Source organism: Stenotrophomonas sp. SBJS02 (assembly GCF_020428325.2).
Lineage (GTDB): Bacteria > Pseudomonadota > Gammaproteobacteria > Xanthomonadales > Xanthomonadaceae > Stenotrophomonas > Stenotrophomonas africana.
This window is the reverse complement of the sequence record NZ_CP109812.1, coordinates 1,281,795-1,297,313: the sequence shown is the minus strand read 5'-3', so window position 1 is coordinate 1,297,313 and position 15,519 is coordinate 1,281,795. Positions and strand designations below refer to the sequence as shown.

The window sequence follows — 15,519 nt, the reverse complement described above, 5'->3', positions numbered from 1 at the left end:
TCAAATATAAATTTTGAGACCTTCCCTATGAAGATCTCTATATGACAAATCCTCACACCCATATCAGTATCCAGGCCCCGCAGAATACACCAAATCCGCCGGGCTCTTATATGCCCCCCACGGCAACTGAACCTCTCTTACAGGGACCTCAGACACTCCCGCTCGCGGCGCGGCCAATGCGCGATGGTGACCATCTAGAATGTAAAGCGCCCCTTCATGTCGCGTGACAACCAGAGACTCTCTCACAGCTCCATCGCTTCTTATACTTTTCACAAGGCGATCCAGGGCTTTATTGCTCATGGTCCTCCCGTGAGTCGCGATGAGGCTTCTCACCTCGGCAACAGCCGGCCTGATCTCCGGGCCAACCGGAGTTGCCATTGACGCAATGCTGATCACTGCCGCAATCGGAACCTCCCCGGACCCAGAATGGGCCGCCGAAGAAATTTCCTTAATATCGCCCCTAGCATCCTGAATCGTCGAAGCGACCATATCCACAAGGCGATCGACAGGCCTCTTGCTTTTCTCAAGGAGGAAAGATTGGTTTGCCGCCTCAATATCCTTACGACTCATCCGCCCATCGGGATCCGTGAACTTATACGGATTCCCGCTCGCATACCGATAGCGATTGAACTGCCCAACTGGCTGCTCATATGCCGTCACCGGATCCACCGACAGGAACACCCCCAACAGCGCATCCATGTACCGCTGCTGCATGTAGCTCAGCCCTGTGGCCGAATCGCTCACATGCCCGGTGTACCCCGGCCTGTCCTTGACCTGCCCGCCCAACTCGGCACCATACGGCTCAAACCGGCGTCGCTCGACAACACTTCCTGTGTTGTCCGTGACCGCAACCGGGCTGCCCAGTGCATCCACATGCGTCCAGGTAACACCCGTCGGGCTGCGGGTGGCCAGCAGTCGACCACCTACATGGATGTACTCCGAGGCGCCCTTGCCTCGTCGCTCCTCATGCACCAGCTGCCCGGCCAACGAATACATCGCGCGCAGGCGTTGCCCCTGGGCATCGTACGCCACGGCACGCCGCCCATAGGCATCGTAGGCATAGCGCTCGGCCTCCTTCACCTCGCGCAGCCTGTTGCCAAAGTCGAAGTCGTACTTGCGCCCGTTGCGCAGCGAGAGATTGCCTTGAACATCCCAGGCCAATCCGGTCACCGTCGCGCCAGCAGCATCGCGGACATTGGTCAGCTGGTTGCGCGCGTCATACCAGAACTGCTGGCTGCGCACGCCGCCCAGCTGCACGCTCAGTAGATTGTCCTGCACGTCATAGGTGTAGCGGAATGCGCCATCGCCCCCGAAGGAAGCCGACTGCGCAAGCGTCAGCCTGCCCTGACTGTCGTAACCCATGCGGATGTCATGCGCAGTTCCCTGCTGCCGATCGATGATTGCCGAAACGTCACCATTGGCGCCGTACTGATACAGAAGCTCGCTGGCAGTGCCGTCCTTTAATTGCGACGGAAGCATCCGCGCATTGAGCACACCCTGATGCTCGATGCCATTGCCATAGCGCATGCCAGCGAGCGCACCGTTGGGATGCCAGGCGATGTTCTCGGCATAGAGCGTCCCAGCACTGTCAGAGATTCGTCTGGCCTGGCCAAGAGCGTCGGGCTCATAGCTCAGTGTCAGCCCTCCTGGTCGTGTCTCGCTGGACAGATTTCCGTTTCGATCGCGGCCATAGCCTATTGAAAGCGGACTGCCGCCATCGAGGGTCGACTCTTCCCATATGAGCTGCCGGCTTGGTGAGTATCGATAGCTGTTGACGACCGCGGCGTTCGGTCCATCGTTGCTGGTGATCACCTTCGAGGGAAGCCCGTCAGGCGTGTACTCCCAGCGCTGATTGCCCCTGCCATCAGGAAAGCGCAGTTCCACAAGGCGGTTTCGCACGTCGTAGACGCGATCGACCCGACGTCCAGAAGACCAGGCCGATTCGCGATCACAGCGCCCGGCATCCGGCAGTGCCAGGCCCGCAGCAGACCAGATCACATTGCCAGCCCCGTCATACTCCATCACGGTCGCACCGGTTTCCGGCTCGATCACCTTGCATAGTCGCTGCTGGGCGTCATACACGTATCGCCGAGCAGCACTGGCGGGTGACTGCGGCGCGCTCACGCTGATCGTGATCTCGTCGCTACCCGATGCCCCCCTGGAGTCGCGGGCAACGGCGCGCAGCGTGTGCGGTCCTTCGCCCAGCCCCGTCAGCTGCACCTGATAGGGAGCCGAGGACAATTCCGCGACAAGCGCTCCGTCCCGGTAAAGCCTGACATCACTGACAACGCCGTCGGCGTCGCTCGCCGAGGCGCTGAAGAGCGTGGTCGCAGGCGTGGTCAGTGCAGTCGTCGCTTGCGGGGCGGTGATGCGGACGACTGGCGCCTGGTTCGCTGAGAGCGCGTGATGCCCTGAGCCTTCGAGCGCAACCGGCTGTCCGGTCAGCGCGGAAACACCATAGGCGTGAATGGTCTTTCCCAAGCCAGCCTGAAGCACCTCAGCCGAAGGAGTGATCAGGAAGTCATGCGCGCTCCCCGTTGCGCACTGGGCCGCCCTTTCAGTGGGACCTGCCCGGTCAGCCAGATACTCTCCAGCAGATAGTCCTGCGCCCTCAGGCCCTCCAATGAACACACGCACTTTGATCGGCCCAGGCACATGCGTCGAGCAGGCCCAGCCGACGATATTGCCGTCCCGCAGACCCGTGATCGCACCTGAGACCTTTGATGCGTGCACGGTCCTGGAGTCACTCAACGCCACCGCTCCACGCGTATCGCGTACAGATGCCTGCACCGTATGGCTACCCGGTGATACCACCCAGTCAACAAAGTGATTGGGCGGGGACGTCACGCCGATCGTGGCGCCGTCCACGACGAAGCTCACCGATGCAACGCCATCGTCCGCATCGCTGGCCGTTGCAGAGAGACGAATGACCGTGCCTTCTGAGTACACGGCGCCATGCGCCGGAGATACCAGCGTTACGACAGGCTGCTGGTTGGCCGGCACCACGAACACGCCTGAGCGCCCTATCTCGTAGTTGGCTGCTCCAACGGGCGAAATGCCGTGCACATGGATGGTTTTCCCCTGATGCGCTGCGATCAGCCCGCCATCAATGGGTATGCGGAAACCGTGTGCGTCACCCTGCGTCCCGCAAGCGGACGCTACGCCGGCACCGGCAGGCAGATCTGCTCGGGTCGAGGAGACACCAACCCCCTGCCCAGCAGCGCCCCCCACATAGAGATGGACGTCAATCGGAGTTTCGATCCCCGTCGAGCAGGCCCATCCTACCAGGTGGGCTCCAGACATTCCGTCGATGTAGCCCGTAACGTTGGAAGCAACGACATTGACCATCGGCGCGGGCGTTTCACCGCCGAACCACTCCACTCCGTCCTGCACCATCCGCCACTGGAATCCGTGCTGACCGGGCTGTGTAGGGGCTCGCACGGTAAAGGGGATAGTCACCGTCTCGTTGGGTGCGACGGGCCCCGGCAGGTTGGCCCGGGAAGTTCCCCAGGTCAGATTGTCAGGCGGATACCAGGAGCCCAGCCTGAAATTCTGATCATTCGTCCATGTGGCCTTGCCAATGTTCTTGTAGGTGACACTGACTGCATAGAGCTGCCCGACCACCATCTGCGTGGGCACCGACATCGAGATGTAGGTCGACTGCCTTTGAAGCGAACCTGGCAGGGGTTCGTAGTCTTCCGGACAACCTTTCGTTGGATGCGGCCGGCTCCCATCCTCACATCGTGGCGGGGCGGCGAATGCTGATACGCACGACAAAAGCGATACCACGAGTACCGCGGCATGCAGCCCCGGGCGCCAGACGAAGCACGATTGCCGAATCGGTCCAGTACGGCTCATCGCTTGCTCCTTTCAATGCTCAAGGGCTTGCCCCACGCGTCGCGCTGGATGGACGTCCGGGCCGATTCGGGACGATCAATGACCGCAGGAAGCTCTTTCACCGGAGCACCATAGCCATCGAATCGATAGGCCGTGACCTGCCCTTCAGGGAGTCGGGTCAGCGCCGAGTTGCCGGCCTGGTAGGTCGTGACTGTGGTCAGCAATCCAACTTCACTGTCTTGGGATGTCGAACTCACTCGTCCCAAAGCGTCATATTCGGTCCATACACCTGACGTCGCGCCTTCCGGTGTCCGTGTGGGATAGGACTCGAAAGTAGTTCTCCCCGCTTCGTCATAGCTGCGCCGAATCCAGGCAACAGCATCGGCACGTCCGTTGTCACGCCTGGCAGAAAGCACCGGCTGCCACAGGGCATCGAAGAACTGTTCGTTGACCGCATTGCCTCGCGTCTCCGTCCTTCGCCAATGCCCTGCAGCAAGTCCATGCTCCGCGCTGCCAACGGGTCCGAATGCAACTGCCACCGGATTGCTGATGCTGCCGTCGCAAACCCCAGCCGTGGCAGCCGGAAAAGTGATGCCACTTATCCGGCCCATACGATCAAATGCGTAGCAGGTCTTGTTGTTGGCCTCATCGACCACGGAGGTGATCCAGCCATTAGCATCGACGTCGACACGCTGGGAGGTACCGTCGGCGAAGACGGTTTGGCGTGGCGTCCCCCGGTACCACTCTGAAAGGAGTGTCGCATTGCCCCTGCCGTCCACGACACTGCGCAGATTTCCGTCGGGCCAGTACTCGGCGGTGCGGTCAATGCGCCCAAAGATGCTCACCGATATGGGTCGGGCCTTGTCGTCGTAGGTCACCTGCTCGGAAGCAACCGCATTCCCGGCCAGTGATGTTGTTCCGGGCAGATCCAGCACCCAATGCTGCACGTTGTTCACGGGCGCGAAATCCAGAGTGCGACCTCCGCCTGTGGAATCCAGATCGGACCGGGACGAGGGTTGCGCAAATGCGTTGTAGCCCCCGAAGGTGGAACGGTACCAATCACCATCCAGCTCGATGTCCACCTGGTGAACTGGCGTAAGGCTGCTCAGCGGAGCGAAATTTGACGCCCATGGTGAACTGGCGGGCACAGCGCCCAGCACCGCAGGATAGGCATTCCCGCTGGATGGAGCGTAATGGTACCGAGTCGTTCTGGTTGGAAGCGTAGCTCCTGTGCCTCCGTCCTCGACCACCACAAGCTTGCCCTCGTATGCGCCCCATTCGTTGCTGAAGGTACTGCGCACCCAGCGGCCGCCGGGCAGCGTTTCGGTCGTCTGCACAGTTCGGATACACCCCCCAGCGCACTGATGAGTCCAGCTGGGATTGGGTGCTCCATAGGCGTATTGCCACGTCTGGTTTACGCCTGGACCGGTGTACGTTCTTGAACTCAGCGCATACACGTCATAGGCGGAAGGGGTCACCACGTGTTCTTCGCTCATCGCATTTGCGGGAACACATTCGTAGGGCACGTTGGATCGCCCACGTCTGGCAACATTCAGCAGATAGGTTGCGGACAAGCCCGAGGGTCCGGCCATCGAAGCCTGTACGGGCCGATTGATGGCTGAAGTATCAGGAGGCGCGCATTCCGTGGGCGGCGGCGGCGCAACCAGTGAATAGAACGCGCCCAGATCGAAGGTGTAACGGCTTCCATCCGGCTGGGTCACCGATTTCAGGCTCTTGAACTGGGAGATGGCAGATGTCCCCTCGATGGCGTAGCTGTAGGTCCACACACGACCATTGGCATTCATCGCAGTGATGACATCGTCGTTCCATTCGAACGTGACCAGACGACCATCGCTGCCGCTTATCGAGATCAGTCTGTCGCCGTCATAGTTGTAGTCGACAAAATTCCCGAAGCGATCTTCGATTCGACTGGCAACCATGGCGAGCGTGCTTACGCGTGCGCGTACAGGCGGTGCCGGGTCCCTCTCGAGGATGTGGACCTGCGATCGGCGGGAGACCAGCAGACGATCCAACCGGTAGCGGTTGCCTGCTGGAGACAGGAAGCTGAAGCCCTCACCCTCCTGCCCATTGGATGTCTGCGGCAGGCAGCTCGCCTGCCAGCCCGCCTGGGTCACAACGGGAGCCTGCCGGATTGTTTGAGGGCGCCACCGGATTGTTGGGATCCCGGCGCATCGGCATCTGCGTTCGCCCCAGCTCGTCAACGAGCTCGTAGCCCTCCCACCACTCCCTCACAGGGATGGGAATGACCGGCCCACTTGCGGAGAAGAAGGTGCAGCGCTTCAAAGCGTCCTGCTGGACCACACGCCAGGGCTTTTCCGCGCTTCCCCTTGTGAGCATGTGGGGTATGGACGGCGACCAGTCTGCAAAACCCAGGGGGCCATCGCCCTTTCGATAGCGTCCCAGCTCATACGTTCTGCCGATGACGATATCCGGCCCCGTGCCTTTCAGAACCAGATCGGTCTGGTGAAAGGACAGGTCCCCCTTGTATTTGTCCAGGCGCTCGCCAAAGGCATTCTGGTCAAGAGGGGCGACCGTACTTCCAACCTTGATCGACTCGGCATAACTGGGAACCTCCTGCCCTTGTGCATGAAAAGCGGTCAGGCCACAGGTACCTGAGACCAGGAGGATCCAGTTGCGAACACGCGCCTTCAAGGCCCCTCCTTTGCGGGACTTGTACGTGCTGGCAGCCCCAGACACTCGTCTTCCCTGCATGCTTCCCCCTCCCTACGTATGCCCCCGAGAGCGGGAGCCGCGCAATGATTGAAGAATCCTCCGTCCGTTGGCGATCTGGAACCTCGATTCCAGGCACAGCTGCGCCCCTTCCCTGATGTTTGACCAGGGACGACAGTGCAGACGTTGGAGCCGGTACGAATTCCCCTTCGCACCCGCCCTCTTGATAGCAGGCTCCGGCCCGAATGTGAATCAGATTAATCTGATAACCCTGCGGAGCCGGGGCCAGCCCCCACCCGGGTCGAACGCCCAAACAAAAAGCCCCGACCAAAGGCCGGGGCTTTTCTACAACTGGTGCCGGAAACAGGAGTCGAACCTGCGACCTACGCATTACGAATGCGCCGCTCTACCAACTGAGCTATTCCGGCGGAGCCCGCGATTTTACGGGCTGGGCGCCCCGGCGGTCAATCCATCCGGCTCAGCTCGCTTCTACCCGGTTGGCGCACACCCGCCCAGCCGCGAAATCCTGCAGGTTCCCCAGCGTGATCGCCGAGATCTCCTGCAGCGCCTCCACGGTGAAGAAGCCCTGGTGGCCGGTCACCAGCACGTTGGGGAAGGTCATCAGGCGCTGGAAGGCCTCGTCGTCGATGATCTCGCCGGACAGGTCCTGGAAGAACAGCGCGCTTTCCTGCTCGTACACGTCGATGGCCAGATGACCGAGCCGCCGCGACTTCAGCGCGCGGATCACCGCATGGGTATCGACCAGCCCGCCGCGCGAGGTGTTGACCAGCATCGCGCCCGGTTTCATCCGGGCCAGTGACGCATCATTGATCAAGTGGTGGGTCTCAGGCGTCAGCGGGCAATGCAGCGAGACGATGTCGGCGCGCGCCAGCAGTTCATCCAGGCCCACCCTCTCGCCCACACCTGCGAAGTCCGGTGACGGATACGGATCATGCCCCAGCACGATGCAGCCCATGCCCTTGAAGATGCGTGCGGTGGCCAGGCCGATCTTGCCGGTACCCACAATGCCGACCGTGCGGCCATGCAGGGTGCGCCCAAGCAGGCCATCAAGCATGAAGTTGCCTTCGCGCACGCGGTTGTAGGCGCGATGGGTCTGGCGGTTGAGGGTCATCACCAGCGCCAGCGCATGCTCAGCCACCGCCTCCGGCGAATAGGCCGGTACGCGTGCGACGAACAAGCCCAGCGCTTTCGCAACCGCCAGATCCACGTTGTTGAAACCCGCGCAGCGCAGCAGCACGGCCCGCACGTCCATCGCATGCAGGACGTGCAGCACCGGTGCATCCAGACGGTCGTTGACGAACACGCAGACCGCGGCGCAGTCCTGTGCCAGCGCAGCCGTGTGCACGTCCAGCGCCACATCGAAGTACACGAACGCAAAGCCGTCCCCAGCCGCATCGCGCTGGTTTGCCTCATCAAGGAAACGGCGGTCGTAGGGGCGGGCACTGAAGACGGCGATCTGCATGGTTGGGCCTGGGTGGAATGCCCTGCCGACCATACCGCAGCAGCGCCCGCGTTGGGATGGCACCGGCGATGCCGTCATCGCCGGTGCCGGGTGCCACTCAGAACCTGTAGCCCAGGCCGAGCATCACGCCGTTCTGGATCTGCCCATCGCGGCGCTCACCCACGTAGTCGGCCATGATCGACAGGCGCTCGCTGGCGCGACTGGTCACGCCCACGTTCCAGGCCAGCACCTGCTCGCCCACGGCCTGGCTGCTGGCACCAAACACCAGGTCCGGGGCTGCGGCAAAGCCGGTGCTGTAGCGCGCCTGCGAATCGCCCAGCTCCTTCTGCCAGACCACGCGGGCACGCGGGGTGATGCGCTCGCCGTTGTTGCCCTCGAAGGTCTTGAACAGCTGCAGGCCGGCACCTACGCGGATGCTCTCCAGGCTGCCACTGCGTCCCACCAGCGCGCCAGCGCCCTGCCCTTCGTTGAAGCGGGTGGCCGAGGTACGCGCGTAGTCCACCACCGGCAGCAACGGCTGGATCACCAGGCCCTTCCCGGTCGTGAAGGAGAACGCATGCTCCACTCGTGCGGAGATCGCATCGTTGCTGTACTTGGCGCGAAGCGGCCGCTGCAGGCCGTCGATGCCGCTGACACTGCGGCGGGTGTCATGCCGCAGGTCGGTGTAGCGCACGGCTGCCGACAGGTAGCCCCGCGAATAGGTCGCGTCCAGATAGCCACCCACGTCCAGCGCGCGCACGTCACCGCTGAAGTCGGAGCCGTCGCTGCCCTTGGTCGACATATCGGCCGCCGCCACGCTGACGCCCAGGGTGACGCGGTCATCGGCCATGCGGGTGTCTGCACCGATTACGATGCCACCGATGTTGTGGCTCAGGCCAGCGACGCCGCCATCGGCATCGATGCGGCCATGGCTGGCGAAACCGCGCGCCCAGATGCCGTGGCTGCGTCCCGCATCACCGCTGCCCGCAGCGCTGCCCGATGCCGGCTCGACCAGGTGCATCGCCAGCTGGTTGAACAGGCTGCCATGGCGCATGCCCGGCTGGGAGGAGACCGACTGCGCCACCTGCGAGGCCAGGCCGTCGGCATCACCGCCGCTGCGCGTCGCCGTCTGGTGCTGCTGCACCACGTTGCCGATGCTGCCCACCAGCGCGTTGTCGGCCAGGCGCAGGCTCGCGTGCGCGTCACCGCGCAGGGTACCGGCCTGCTGCGCGATCACATCGCGGTCGGCGAACTGCAGCGCGCCCAGCAGCGACTTCAGGCTGCTGTCCTGACGGTCGGAAGCCGTGGCCAGCGCGCGGCCCAGGCCATCACCCGAGGTGCCGTTGGCGAACAGGCCCAGCTGATCGAAACCGGGGTTGGCGGTCAGCCACAGGCCATCGGCGGTCTGCTTCACGTTGAAGCTCAGCAGCGAGTTGTGGCGCGGCCGGAACACCTCACCGCCGGTGATGCTGGCGCGGTAGCCGGTATCGCCCAGGCGCACGGCCTCTTCGAACCCGCCCTGGTAGATCGGGCCCTGCACAAGATCGCGGCGGAAATCCTGGCCGTAGTAGCCCTGCGCCACGTTCAGTTCGAGGAAGGCGCCCTTGGAGATCACCAGCGCCCCATCGGTCTGCTTGCTGTCGAAGAAGCTGCCCACGCGGATGCGGCCACCACCGGTGCCACCGTTTTCGGTGACATCGAACAACACCTTGCCGCCCGGCATGATGTTGACGTAGCCGTGGGTGACCAGATCGCCACCGCGCGGCATCAGCGTGCCGTAGACACGCAGGCGGTTGAAGCCATCCTCGCGCCAGGACGGTCGCGTGCCGCTGGCCAGTGCACTGAGATCCATCGCGGTACCTGCCACGTCACCGTGGCCAACCAGCATGCCGGCGCTCATCACGCGTACTTCCGAAGCACGCAGGGCGCCGCCCTCCAGGGCGATGGTGCCGTTGTCGACCAGCATGAAGTCGGCACCGGTGGTCGCGGTGGTCCGCCAGGTGGCGCCATTGGTCACGCGGATCACGCCCATGGCGTTGTCCAGCGTGGACACATCCAGGTCGCCCAGGCGCAGCTTGGACAGCAGCAGGGCCTTGTAGGTGGGATCGTTCTGGTAGTCCTGTACCGAGTTCGCGCCGATTCCCTGCGGACCATTGCTGGAGGCGTTGTAGATGCTCTGCGCCAGGTTGATGTAGCTGGACTGCCAATTGGTGTTCCAGCGCGCGAAATCGTCATCGACGAAGGTCTGCAGCTGGCGACCGGTGCGCAGATAGCCGGGATTGATGTCGCCGCTCACGTTCGCGCTCACATTCAACGTATCGCCCGGATCGCGGTACCCGCTCGCGGTGATGATCCTGTTGCTGTAGATGTCCTGGCCGGGGAACGACTCCAGCTTGCTGCCGCTGCCATCGGGATCGAAGGTGACCGAGGGGCCCGTGCCGCGAGCCGGATCGCGGAACACCAGCAGGCCGTTCGGCTGCACCACCTCGTACATGGCCTTGTGCAGCAGGCCGGCATCCATGCCACCACCGTAGTTGCCGGTATAGATCTGGGTCATGCGCGGCGACGGCGTGTAGATCACCTTGCCGCCGTTGCTGGCCGCGTGGATCTGCACCGAGTCGATGATCGGCAGGTCGCCGGCCAGATAGCGCTCGACGCCACCAGACTGCATGATCGAGCAGGATGAAATGCAATTGCCGGACACGATGGTGTTCAGTCCGGAGGTACGGATGATGCCCTGCAGCCACTCGCCGGCGATCAACGCGCCACCATTGGACGTGCGCAGCACCACCTCACGGATCGGCCGGCCCTCGGCCTGCGCCTTGGCCAGCAACGCCGGCAGCGACACAACGTCGGCATAGGTGACGCCGCCACTGAGGAAGATGCGGTCACCCTGCACGTGATAACTCATTGCCATGACGTCATCAGCTGCCGCGATGGCACCAACGCCGATCAGCCCGGCCAGGGCCAGGCTCAACTTCGAATGCTTCATACGTTCTCTCTCCACCCGCAACACGCGGGTACAGAGTCAAACGTCGGAGTACAGCGAACTCCCCCAGCATGCCCCGCCGATGAACATGAACGCATTCACAATGGGAAGCGGAGTACTACACACTCTTCCCCATCCGGTCATCGTCGCGTAAAACTCGATGACGCATCCGCCAATGTCCGTCGAGGCCAGCCCTGTCCGCCCCGTCCCCCCTGATCCATCACGCGCCGGAACCGCCCGTGCCTGCGGACGCCTTCATCGCGTTCGTACGTGAAGAACGTGCGCCGCTGTGCGCGTTCCTGCGCACGCGGGGCGTCGGGCCGGAGGATGCAGAGGACATCGCGCAGGACTGCATGGAGCGGCTGATCCGCTATCGTGCGCATGCCCCCGACGAACTGCGCCTGCTGCTGTATCGTATCGCCCGCAACCGCCTGGCGGATCGCGGCCGCTCGCCGCAATCGCGACCGCACCTGTCACTGGCCGAGCACGATGGCAGCGACGAGCCCACCAGCTCGTCACCGGATCCATTGCGCCAGGCCGAGTCCGGGCAGATGCTCTCCCTGCTGCGGCAGGCCCTTTTCAAACTGCCCGAGCGCGCGCGCGAGGTGTACCTGCTCAACCGGATCACCGGCATGAGCTACACACAGATCGCGCGGCACTGTGGAATTACAGCCAAGACCGTGGAAAAACACATCGCCCGCGCCCTGCAGGGCCTGCGCCAGGAGTTGGGACCGGACCCACTGCACAACGACAGGGATGCGGAATGAACAGCCACCGGCACAGGGAAGACGCCTCGCTGTTCGAGCGTGCCAGCATCTGGGTGGCGCGGCTCGAAGCCCCGGACTGCACGCCGGCCGAGCGCGAGTCGTTCGAAGACTGGTTGGCCGAAGATCCTGCCCACGTCAAAGCCTGGGTGCAGGCCGAGAACCTGTTCCAGCAGGGCAAGGGCCTGGCCGCTGATCCCTGGCTGCGCACCGCAGCGGCACGCGCGGCGCGACCGCCCCGACGCCGCTGGCTGCCTGCGCTCGCCACCGCCGCCGGCGTCTGCCTCGCCATCGGCATGGGCTGGATGGTGGCCGTGGATGGCAATCCCCCACCCCAGCGCTATGCCAATGACGGCCATCTACCGCAACAGCTGACGCTGACCGATGGCAGCGTGGTCACGCTCGATGCCGGCACCGCGCTGCGTGCCCGCTTCGGCTGGCGCCATCGCGAGCTGGACCTCGAACGCGGCCGCCTGCAGCTGCAGGTCGCGCCGTCGCGCAAGGCGCTGCAGCTGCGTGCCGGCAGCAGCACGATCCGCGATATCGGCACAACCTTCCAGGTCGAGCGCCTGCAGGATGGTCTGGTCGAAGTCGCACTGCTGGAAGGTGCGGTGGAGGTCAGCAGCGGTGTGGCCCAGCACACGCTGGCACCCGGCCAGCAACTGCAGGTGCTCCCGTCCGGGCGCATCCAGCCCGGCCCAGCGCTGTCGTCCACGGCGGCGGCCGAGGGCTGGCTGCATGGGCAACTGGTATTCGATGCCACGCCGCTGTCGATCGTGGTCGAACGCATGAACCGCTATGGCCGTACACCGCTGGTGATCGCTGATCCGGAGATCACCGATCTGGCGGTCAGTGGCACGTTCCGCGCAGGCGATGCACAGGAGTTGCTGTCCGCGCTGGAACTGGGCTGGTCCGTCGCTGGCCAGACGCGCCCGGATGGCGCGCTGGAACTGCGCCGCACGTACTGAGGAGGTCTGTGGTGATGGCAGGACCGGGCGCGCTGCAGTGGAGGCTGCTCCGGCCACTGCTGTGCGTGGCGCTGTTGCTGGCGGCAGTGCCTGCGGCCATGGCCGGTGAGCCCGCTGCCGCCCACGATTACCGTATCGGCGCCGGCCCCTTGCCATCGGCATTGCAGCAATGGGCACGGCAGAGCGGTATCGCCCTGATGTTTGATGGCCGTGAGCTGGCAGGACTTCACGCCGAAGGCGCGCATGGCCAGACCGATCCGGCCAGCGCCCTGAAACAGCTGGTTGCCGGCATGCCGGTGACCATCCTGCGCACGCCTTCCGGTGGTTTCGTGGTTCGCCGCGTCCGCACCGCGCCCATCGCTGCAGCACCCGCCCCGGTGGCGGCGCTGGCACCTCTGCGCAGCCTCCCCGAATCGCCGCGCCAGGTGGAACTGGCACCGATCCACGTCACCGGCAGCCGCCTGCCACGCACCTCGGTACAGACCACGCTGCCGGTCACCACGATCGACCGCGCCGACATCCTGCGCAGTGGCTACGGCAGTCTGTTCGACCTGCTGCGGCACCTGCCCGGCATGAATGGCCTGCCCGCAATGAGCAGCGCACGCAGCGGTGATTCGCAGTACCTGCCGGTGGGTGCTGCGGCCACCACCAGCTTCGACGGCATGGGACCGCGTGCCACTCTGTTCCTGGTCAATGGCCGGCGCCTGCCACGCTATCCGATGGTGTCGCTGGAGCAAGGCGGGCTCACCGACCTCGGCGGCATTCCGCTGAGCTTCGTCGACCGCATCGAACTGGTACGCGGCGGCGCCTCGGCCATCTATGGGGCCGATGCCATGTCCGGCGTGGTCAACATCATCCTGCGCGACCAGGCCGATGGGCCCGAAGCCATGCTGCAGACCGGCCTGAGCAGCCGCGGTGATGCCGGCCAGTACCGCCTGCAGGCCGCCACCGGCGGCGCGCGCGGCAACGGGGACCGCTGGTTCGCCGGCCTCGATCTGCACCGTGTCGAGCACGTCGCCGGAGACCAGCGTGACTGGCATGCGGAAACCTCGCTGTATCCGATCGGCGCGATATTCGGCAACTGGTACGTGCCCGCGCGGCGCTGCGAGCCGCCCCTGAAGCGGCGCGAGGACGGCTGCTGGTTTGACAGCGCGCGGCCGCGTTCGCTGCAGCCCGCCTCGGATACTGCATCGGCCTACCTGCGCTACCGGCATGAACGTGGTGAGGGACGCTATGCCTATGTCGAGGCACGGGCCAGTCACAACCGCCAGCGCTTCGACCTGGGCCCGACAGCCGTTGCGGTGGTCTCGCGGGGAATCACCTTCAACACCGTGCTGCGCGAGGCCGGCAACGTGCGCCCCAGCGTCCGCGCCACCGATGCGGACGTCACCTTCGGCATCGGCCGCGACCAGGGCCGGCGCAGCTGGGAGGCGGGCATCAGCGCGCAGCGCAGCGAAGTCACCTTGTCCACTGCGGGTACCGTGCGCACGACGCGCCTGCTTGAAGCAACACAGGCACGCCGGTTCACTCCGGGTTTCGACGCGCCGCCGGCAGCAGATGTGGACGCGCTGTTTCCATCCATCCGCAACCGCGGCAGCACCGCACAATGGCAGGGCTGGTGGGGCCTGCAGCGTGAGCTGATGGCAATGCCCGGGGGCAATGCGCAGCTGGCCACCGGTATCGACCTGCGCCGTGAACGCTGGGTCTCGCGTCCGGACGCGCTGCTGAGCCAGGGCGACCTTGCGCTGGGCCTGCCACAGCAGCAACGCAGCCTGTCGCGACAAAGCAGTGGCGTCTACACCGAGCTGGGCCTGCCGCTGGCACCCACGCTGCGCGCGGACCTGGCTGCACGCTGGGACCGCGACGGCGGCTTCATGGCGTTTTCGCCGCGTGCCGGGCTGCGCTGGAGCCCCACACCCCACTGGTCGTTCCTGCTGGCCAGCGGGCGCGGCTACCGTGCACCGAGCCTGTTCGAGCAACGGCGGCCCCCCGGCTACTTCGGCTCGATCACGCTTCCGGTTTCCAGTGCGCTTCCGGAATGTGCAATCGCCACACGCGGTGGCGGCTGCAGCGTCACGGCCAACGTGGTTGAGAACGATGCACTCAAGGCCGAGCGATCGCGCAGCCATTCACTGGCAGCCACGTGGACGCCCAGCGACACGTTCTCGCTGTCGCTGACCCACAACATCGTGGAACTGCGCAACGAGATCCTCGCCCTGCAGCCGAGCGATGCGGTGTGGAACCGCAGCACCTGGGAACTGGATGAAGACGGCCACCTGAGCAGTCTGCGACTGTCGTTTGACAACATCGGCCGCACCACGTCCCGCAACTGGGTGCTGCGTGGCGAGTACCGCATCGACAGCGGCAGCGACGGCCAATGGTTGTTTTCGCTCGATGCGCTGAAACAGCAGGAACTGCGTCGCCGCCGTGACCACGAGGCCGCCGTGGACCTGCGCGGCCATGTGACACCCGAGCTGGCGGCGGTGTTGAACGTGCAATGGCAGAACAGCAACTGGGACATCGCCCTGCGCGGCAACCAGGTCGGTCGCACCCGTGCCTGGCTGCCGGGGGCGGAGTGCCCGCAGGATCAGGTCGAACAGAATCACTGCATGAACCCACGCCAGCTGCGCTGGAACCTGCACCTGGCCCGCCGCCTCGGCCCACGTGTCGTCGCGGCACTGGACGTGCACAATGTGCTCGATGCACAACCGATGAACTATCTGGTCGGCAACGGCGGGCAGATGCCCGGGCTGGACGATCCGCTCGGTCGCTATTACCTGCTTACCCTGCAGTTCCGCTGAAGCGTAG

8 protein-coding genes and 1 tRNA gene are annotated in these 15,519 nt (G+C 64.5%); 3 read left to right on the top strand and 6 right to left on the bottom strand.

The window, feature by feature from the left end:
- Window positions 1-63 precede the first annotated feature (63 nt).
- From FQS62_RS06085 to FQS62_RS06060, 6 genes are all read right to left on the bottom strand, one after another.
- On the bottom strand, window positions 64-3,858 hold the full coding sequence (locus FQS62_RS06085) for an RHS repeat-associated core and ParB-like nuclease domain-containing protein (protein ID WP_164198009.1): 3,795 nt from the start codon (window positions 3,856-3,858) through the stop codon (window positions 64-66).
- A complete protein-coding gene (locus FQS62_RS06080; RefSeq protein ID WP_208042977.1) occupies window positions 3,855-5,972 on the bottom strand; it encodes an RHS repeat domain-containing protein in 2,118 nt (705 codons plus the stop codon). Before FQS62_RS06080 ends, FQS62_RS06085 begins: the two co-directional genes overlap by 4 nt.
- The gene (locus FQS62_RS06075) at window positions 5,911-6,510 is read right to left on the bottom strand and encodes a hypothetical protein (RefSeq protein WP_208042978.1); all 600 of its coding nucleotides are present in this window, start codon (window positions 6,508-6,510) and stop codon (window positions 5,911-5,913) included. The genes FQS62_RS06080 and FQS62_RS06075 overlap by 62 nt, the downstream gene beginning before the upstream one ends.
- Window positions 6,511-6,880: 370 nt before the next feature.
- A tRNA-Thr gene (locus FQS62_RS06070) sits at window positions 6,881-6,956 on the bottom strand.
- A 50-nt stretch (window positions 6,957-7,006) separates the two neighbouring features.
- Window positions 7,007-8,011: a 2-hydroxyacid dehydrogenase gene (locus FQS62_RS06065; protein ID WP_088480535.1), complete on the bottom strand. Its 1,005-nt coding sequence runs from the start codon at window positions 8,009-8,011 to the stop codon at window positions 7,007-7,009.
- Between the two features lie 97 nt (window positions 8,012-8,108).
- Window positions 8,109-10,982 carry an autotransporter family protein gene (locus FQS62_RS06060; protein ID WP_208042979.1) on the bottom strand — a complete coding sequence of 958 codons (2,874 nt, stop codon included), beginning with the start codon at window positions 10,980-10,982 and terminating at the stop codon, window positions 8,109-8,111.
- A 236-nt stretch (window positions 10,983-11,218) separates the two neighbouring features.
- Here FQS62_RS06060 and FQS62_RS06055 point away from each other — a divergent pair, with 236 nt between their 5' ends.
- Genes FQS62_RS06055 through FQS62_RS06045 form a run of 3 tightly spaced genes read left to right on the top strand, consistent with a single transcriptional unit; the run spans window position 11,219 to window position 15,512 of the window.
- Window positions 11,219-11,746 (top strand): RNA polymerase sigma factor, encoded by a 528-nt coding sequence (locus FQS62_RS06055; RefSeq protein ID WP_080354881.1) that lies wholly within the window; start codon window positions 11,219-11,221, stop codon window positions 11,744-11,746.
- Window positions 11,743-12,711 (top strand): FecR family protein, encoded by a 969-nt coding sequence (locus FQS62_RS06050; protein ID WP_107379286.1) that lies wholly within the window; start codon window positions 11,743-11,745, stop codon window positions 12,709-12,711. Before FQS62_RS06055 ends, FQS62_RS06050 begins: the two co-directional genes overlap by 4 nt.
- 14 nt (window positions 12,712-12,725) lie before the next feature.
- The gene (locus FQS62_RS06045; RefSeq protein ID WP_208042980.1) at window positions 12,726-15,512 is read left to right on the top strand and encodes a TonB-dependent receptor plug domain-containing protein; all 2,787 of its coding nucleotides are present in this window, start codon (window positions 12,726-12,728) and stop codon (window positions 15,510-15,512) included.
- Window positions 15,513-15,519: the final 7 nt, after the last annotated feature.

Coding starts and splice junctions, on each gene's coding strand:
- FQS62_RS06085 (WP_164198009.1), bottom strand. CDS start 3,858: ATGAGCCGTACTGGACCGATTCGGCAATCGTGCTTCGTCTGGCGCCCG.
- FQS62_RS06065 (WP_088480535.1), bottom strand. CDS start 8,011: ATGCAGATCGCCGTCTTCAGTGCCCGCCCCTACGACCGCCGTTTCCTT.
- FQS62_RS06060 (WP_208042979.1), bottom strand. CDS start 10,982: ATGAAGCATTCGAAGTTGAGCCTGGCCCTGGCCGGGCTGATCGGCGTT.
- FQS62_RS06050 (WP_107379286.1), top strand. CDS start 11,743: ATGAACAGCCACCGGCACAGGGAAGACGCCTCGCTGTTCGAGCGTGCC.
- FQS62_RS06045 (WP_208042980.1), top strand. CDS start 12,726: ATGGCAGGACCGGGCGCGCTGCAGTGGAGGCTGCTCCGGCCACTGCTG.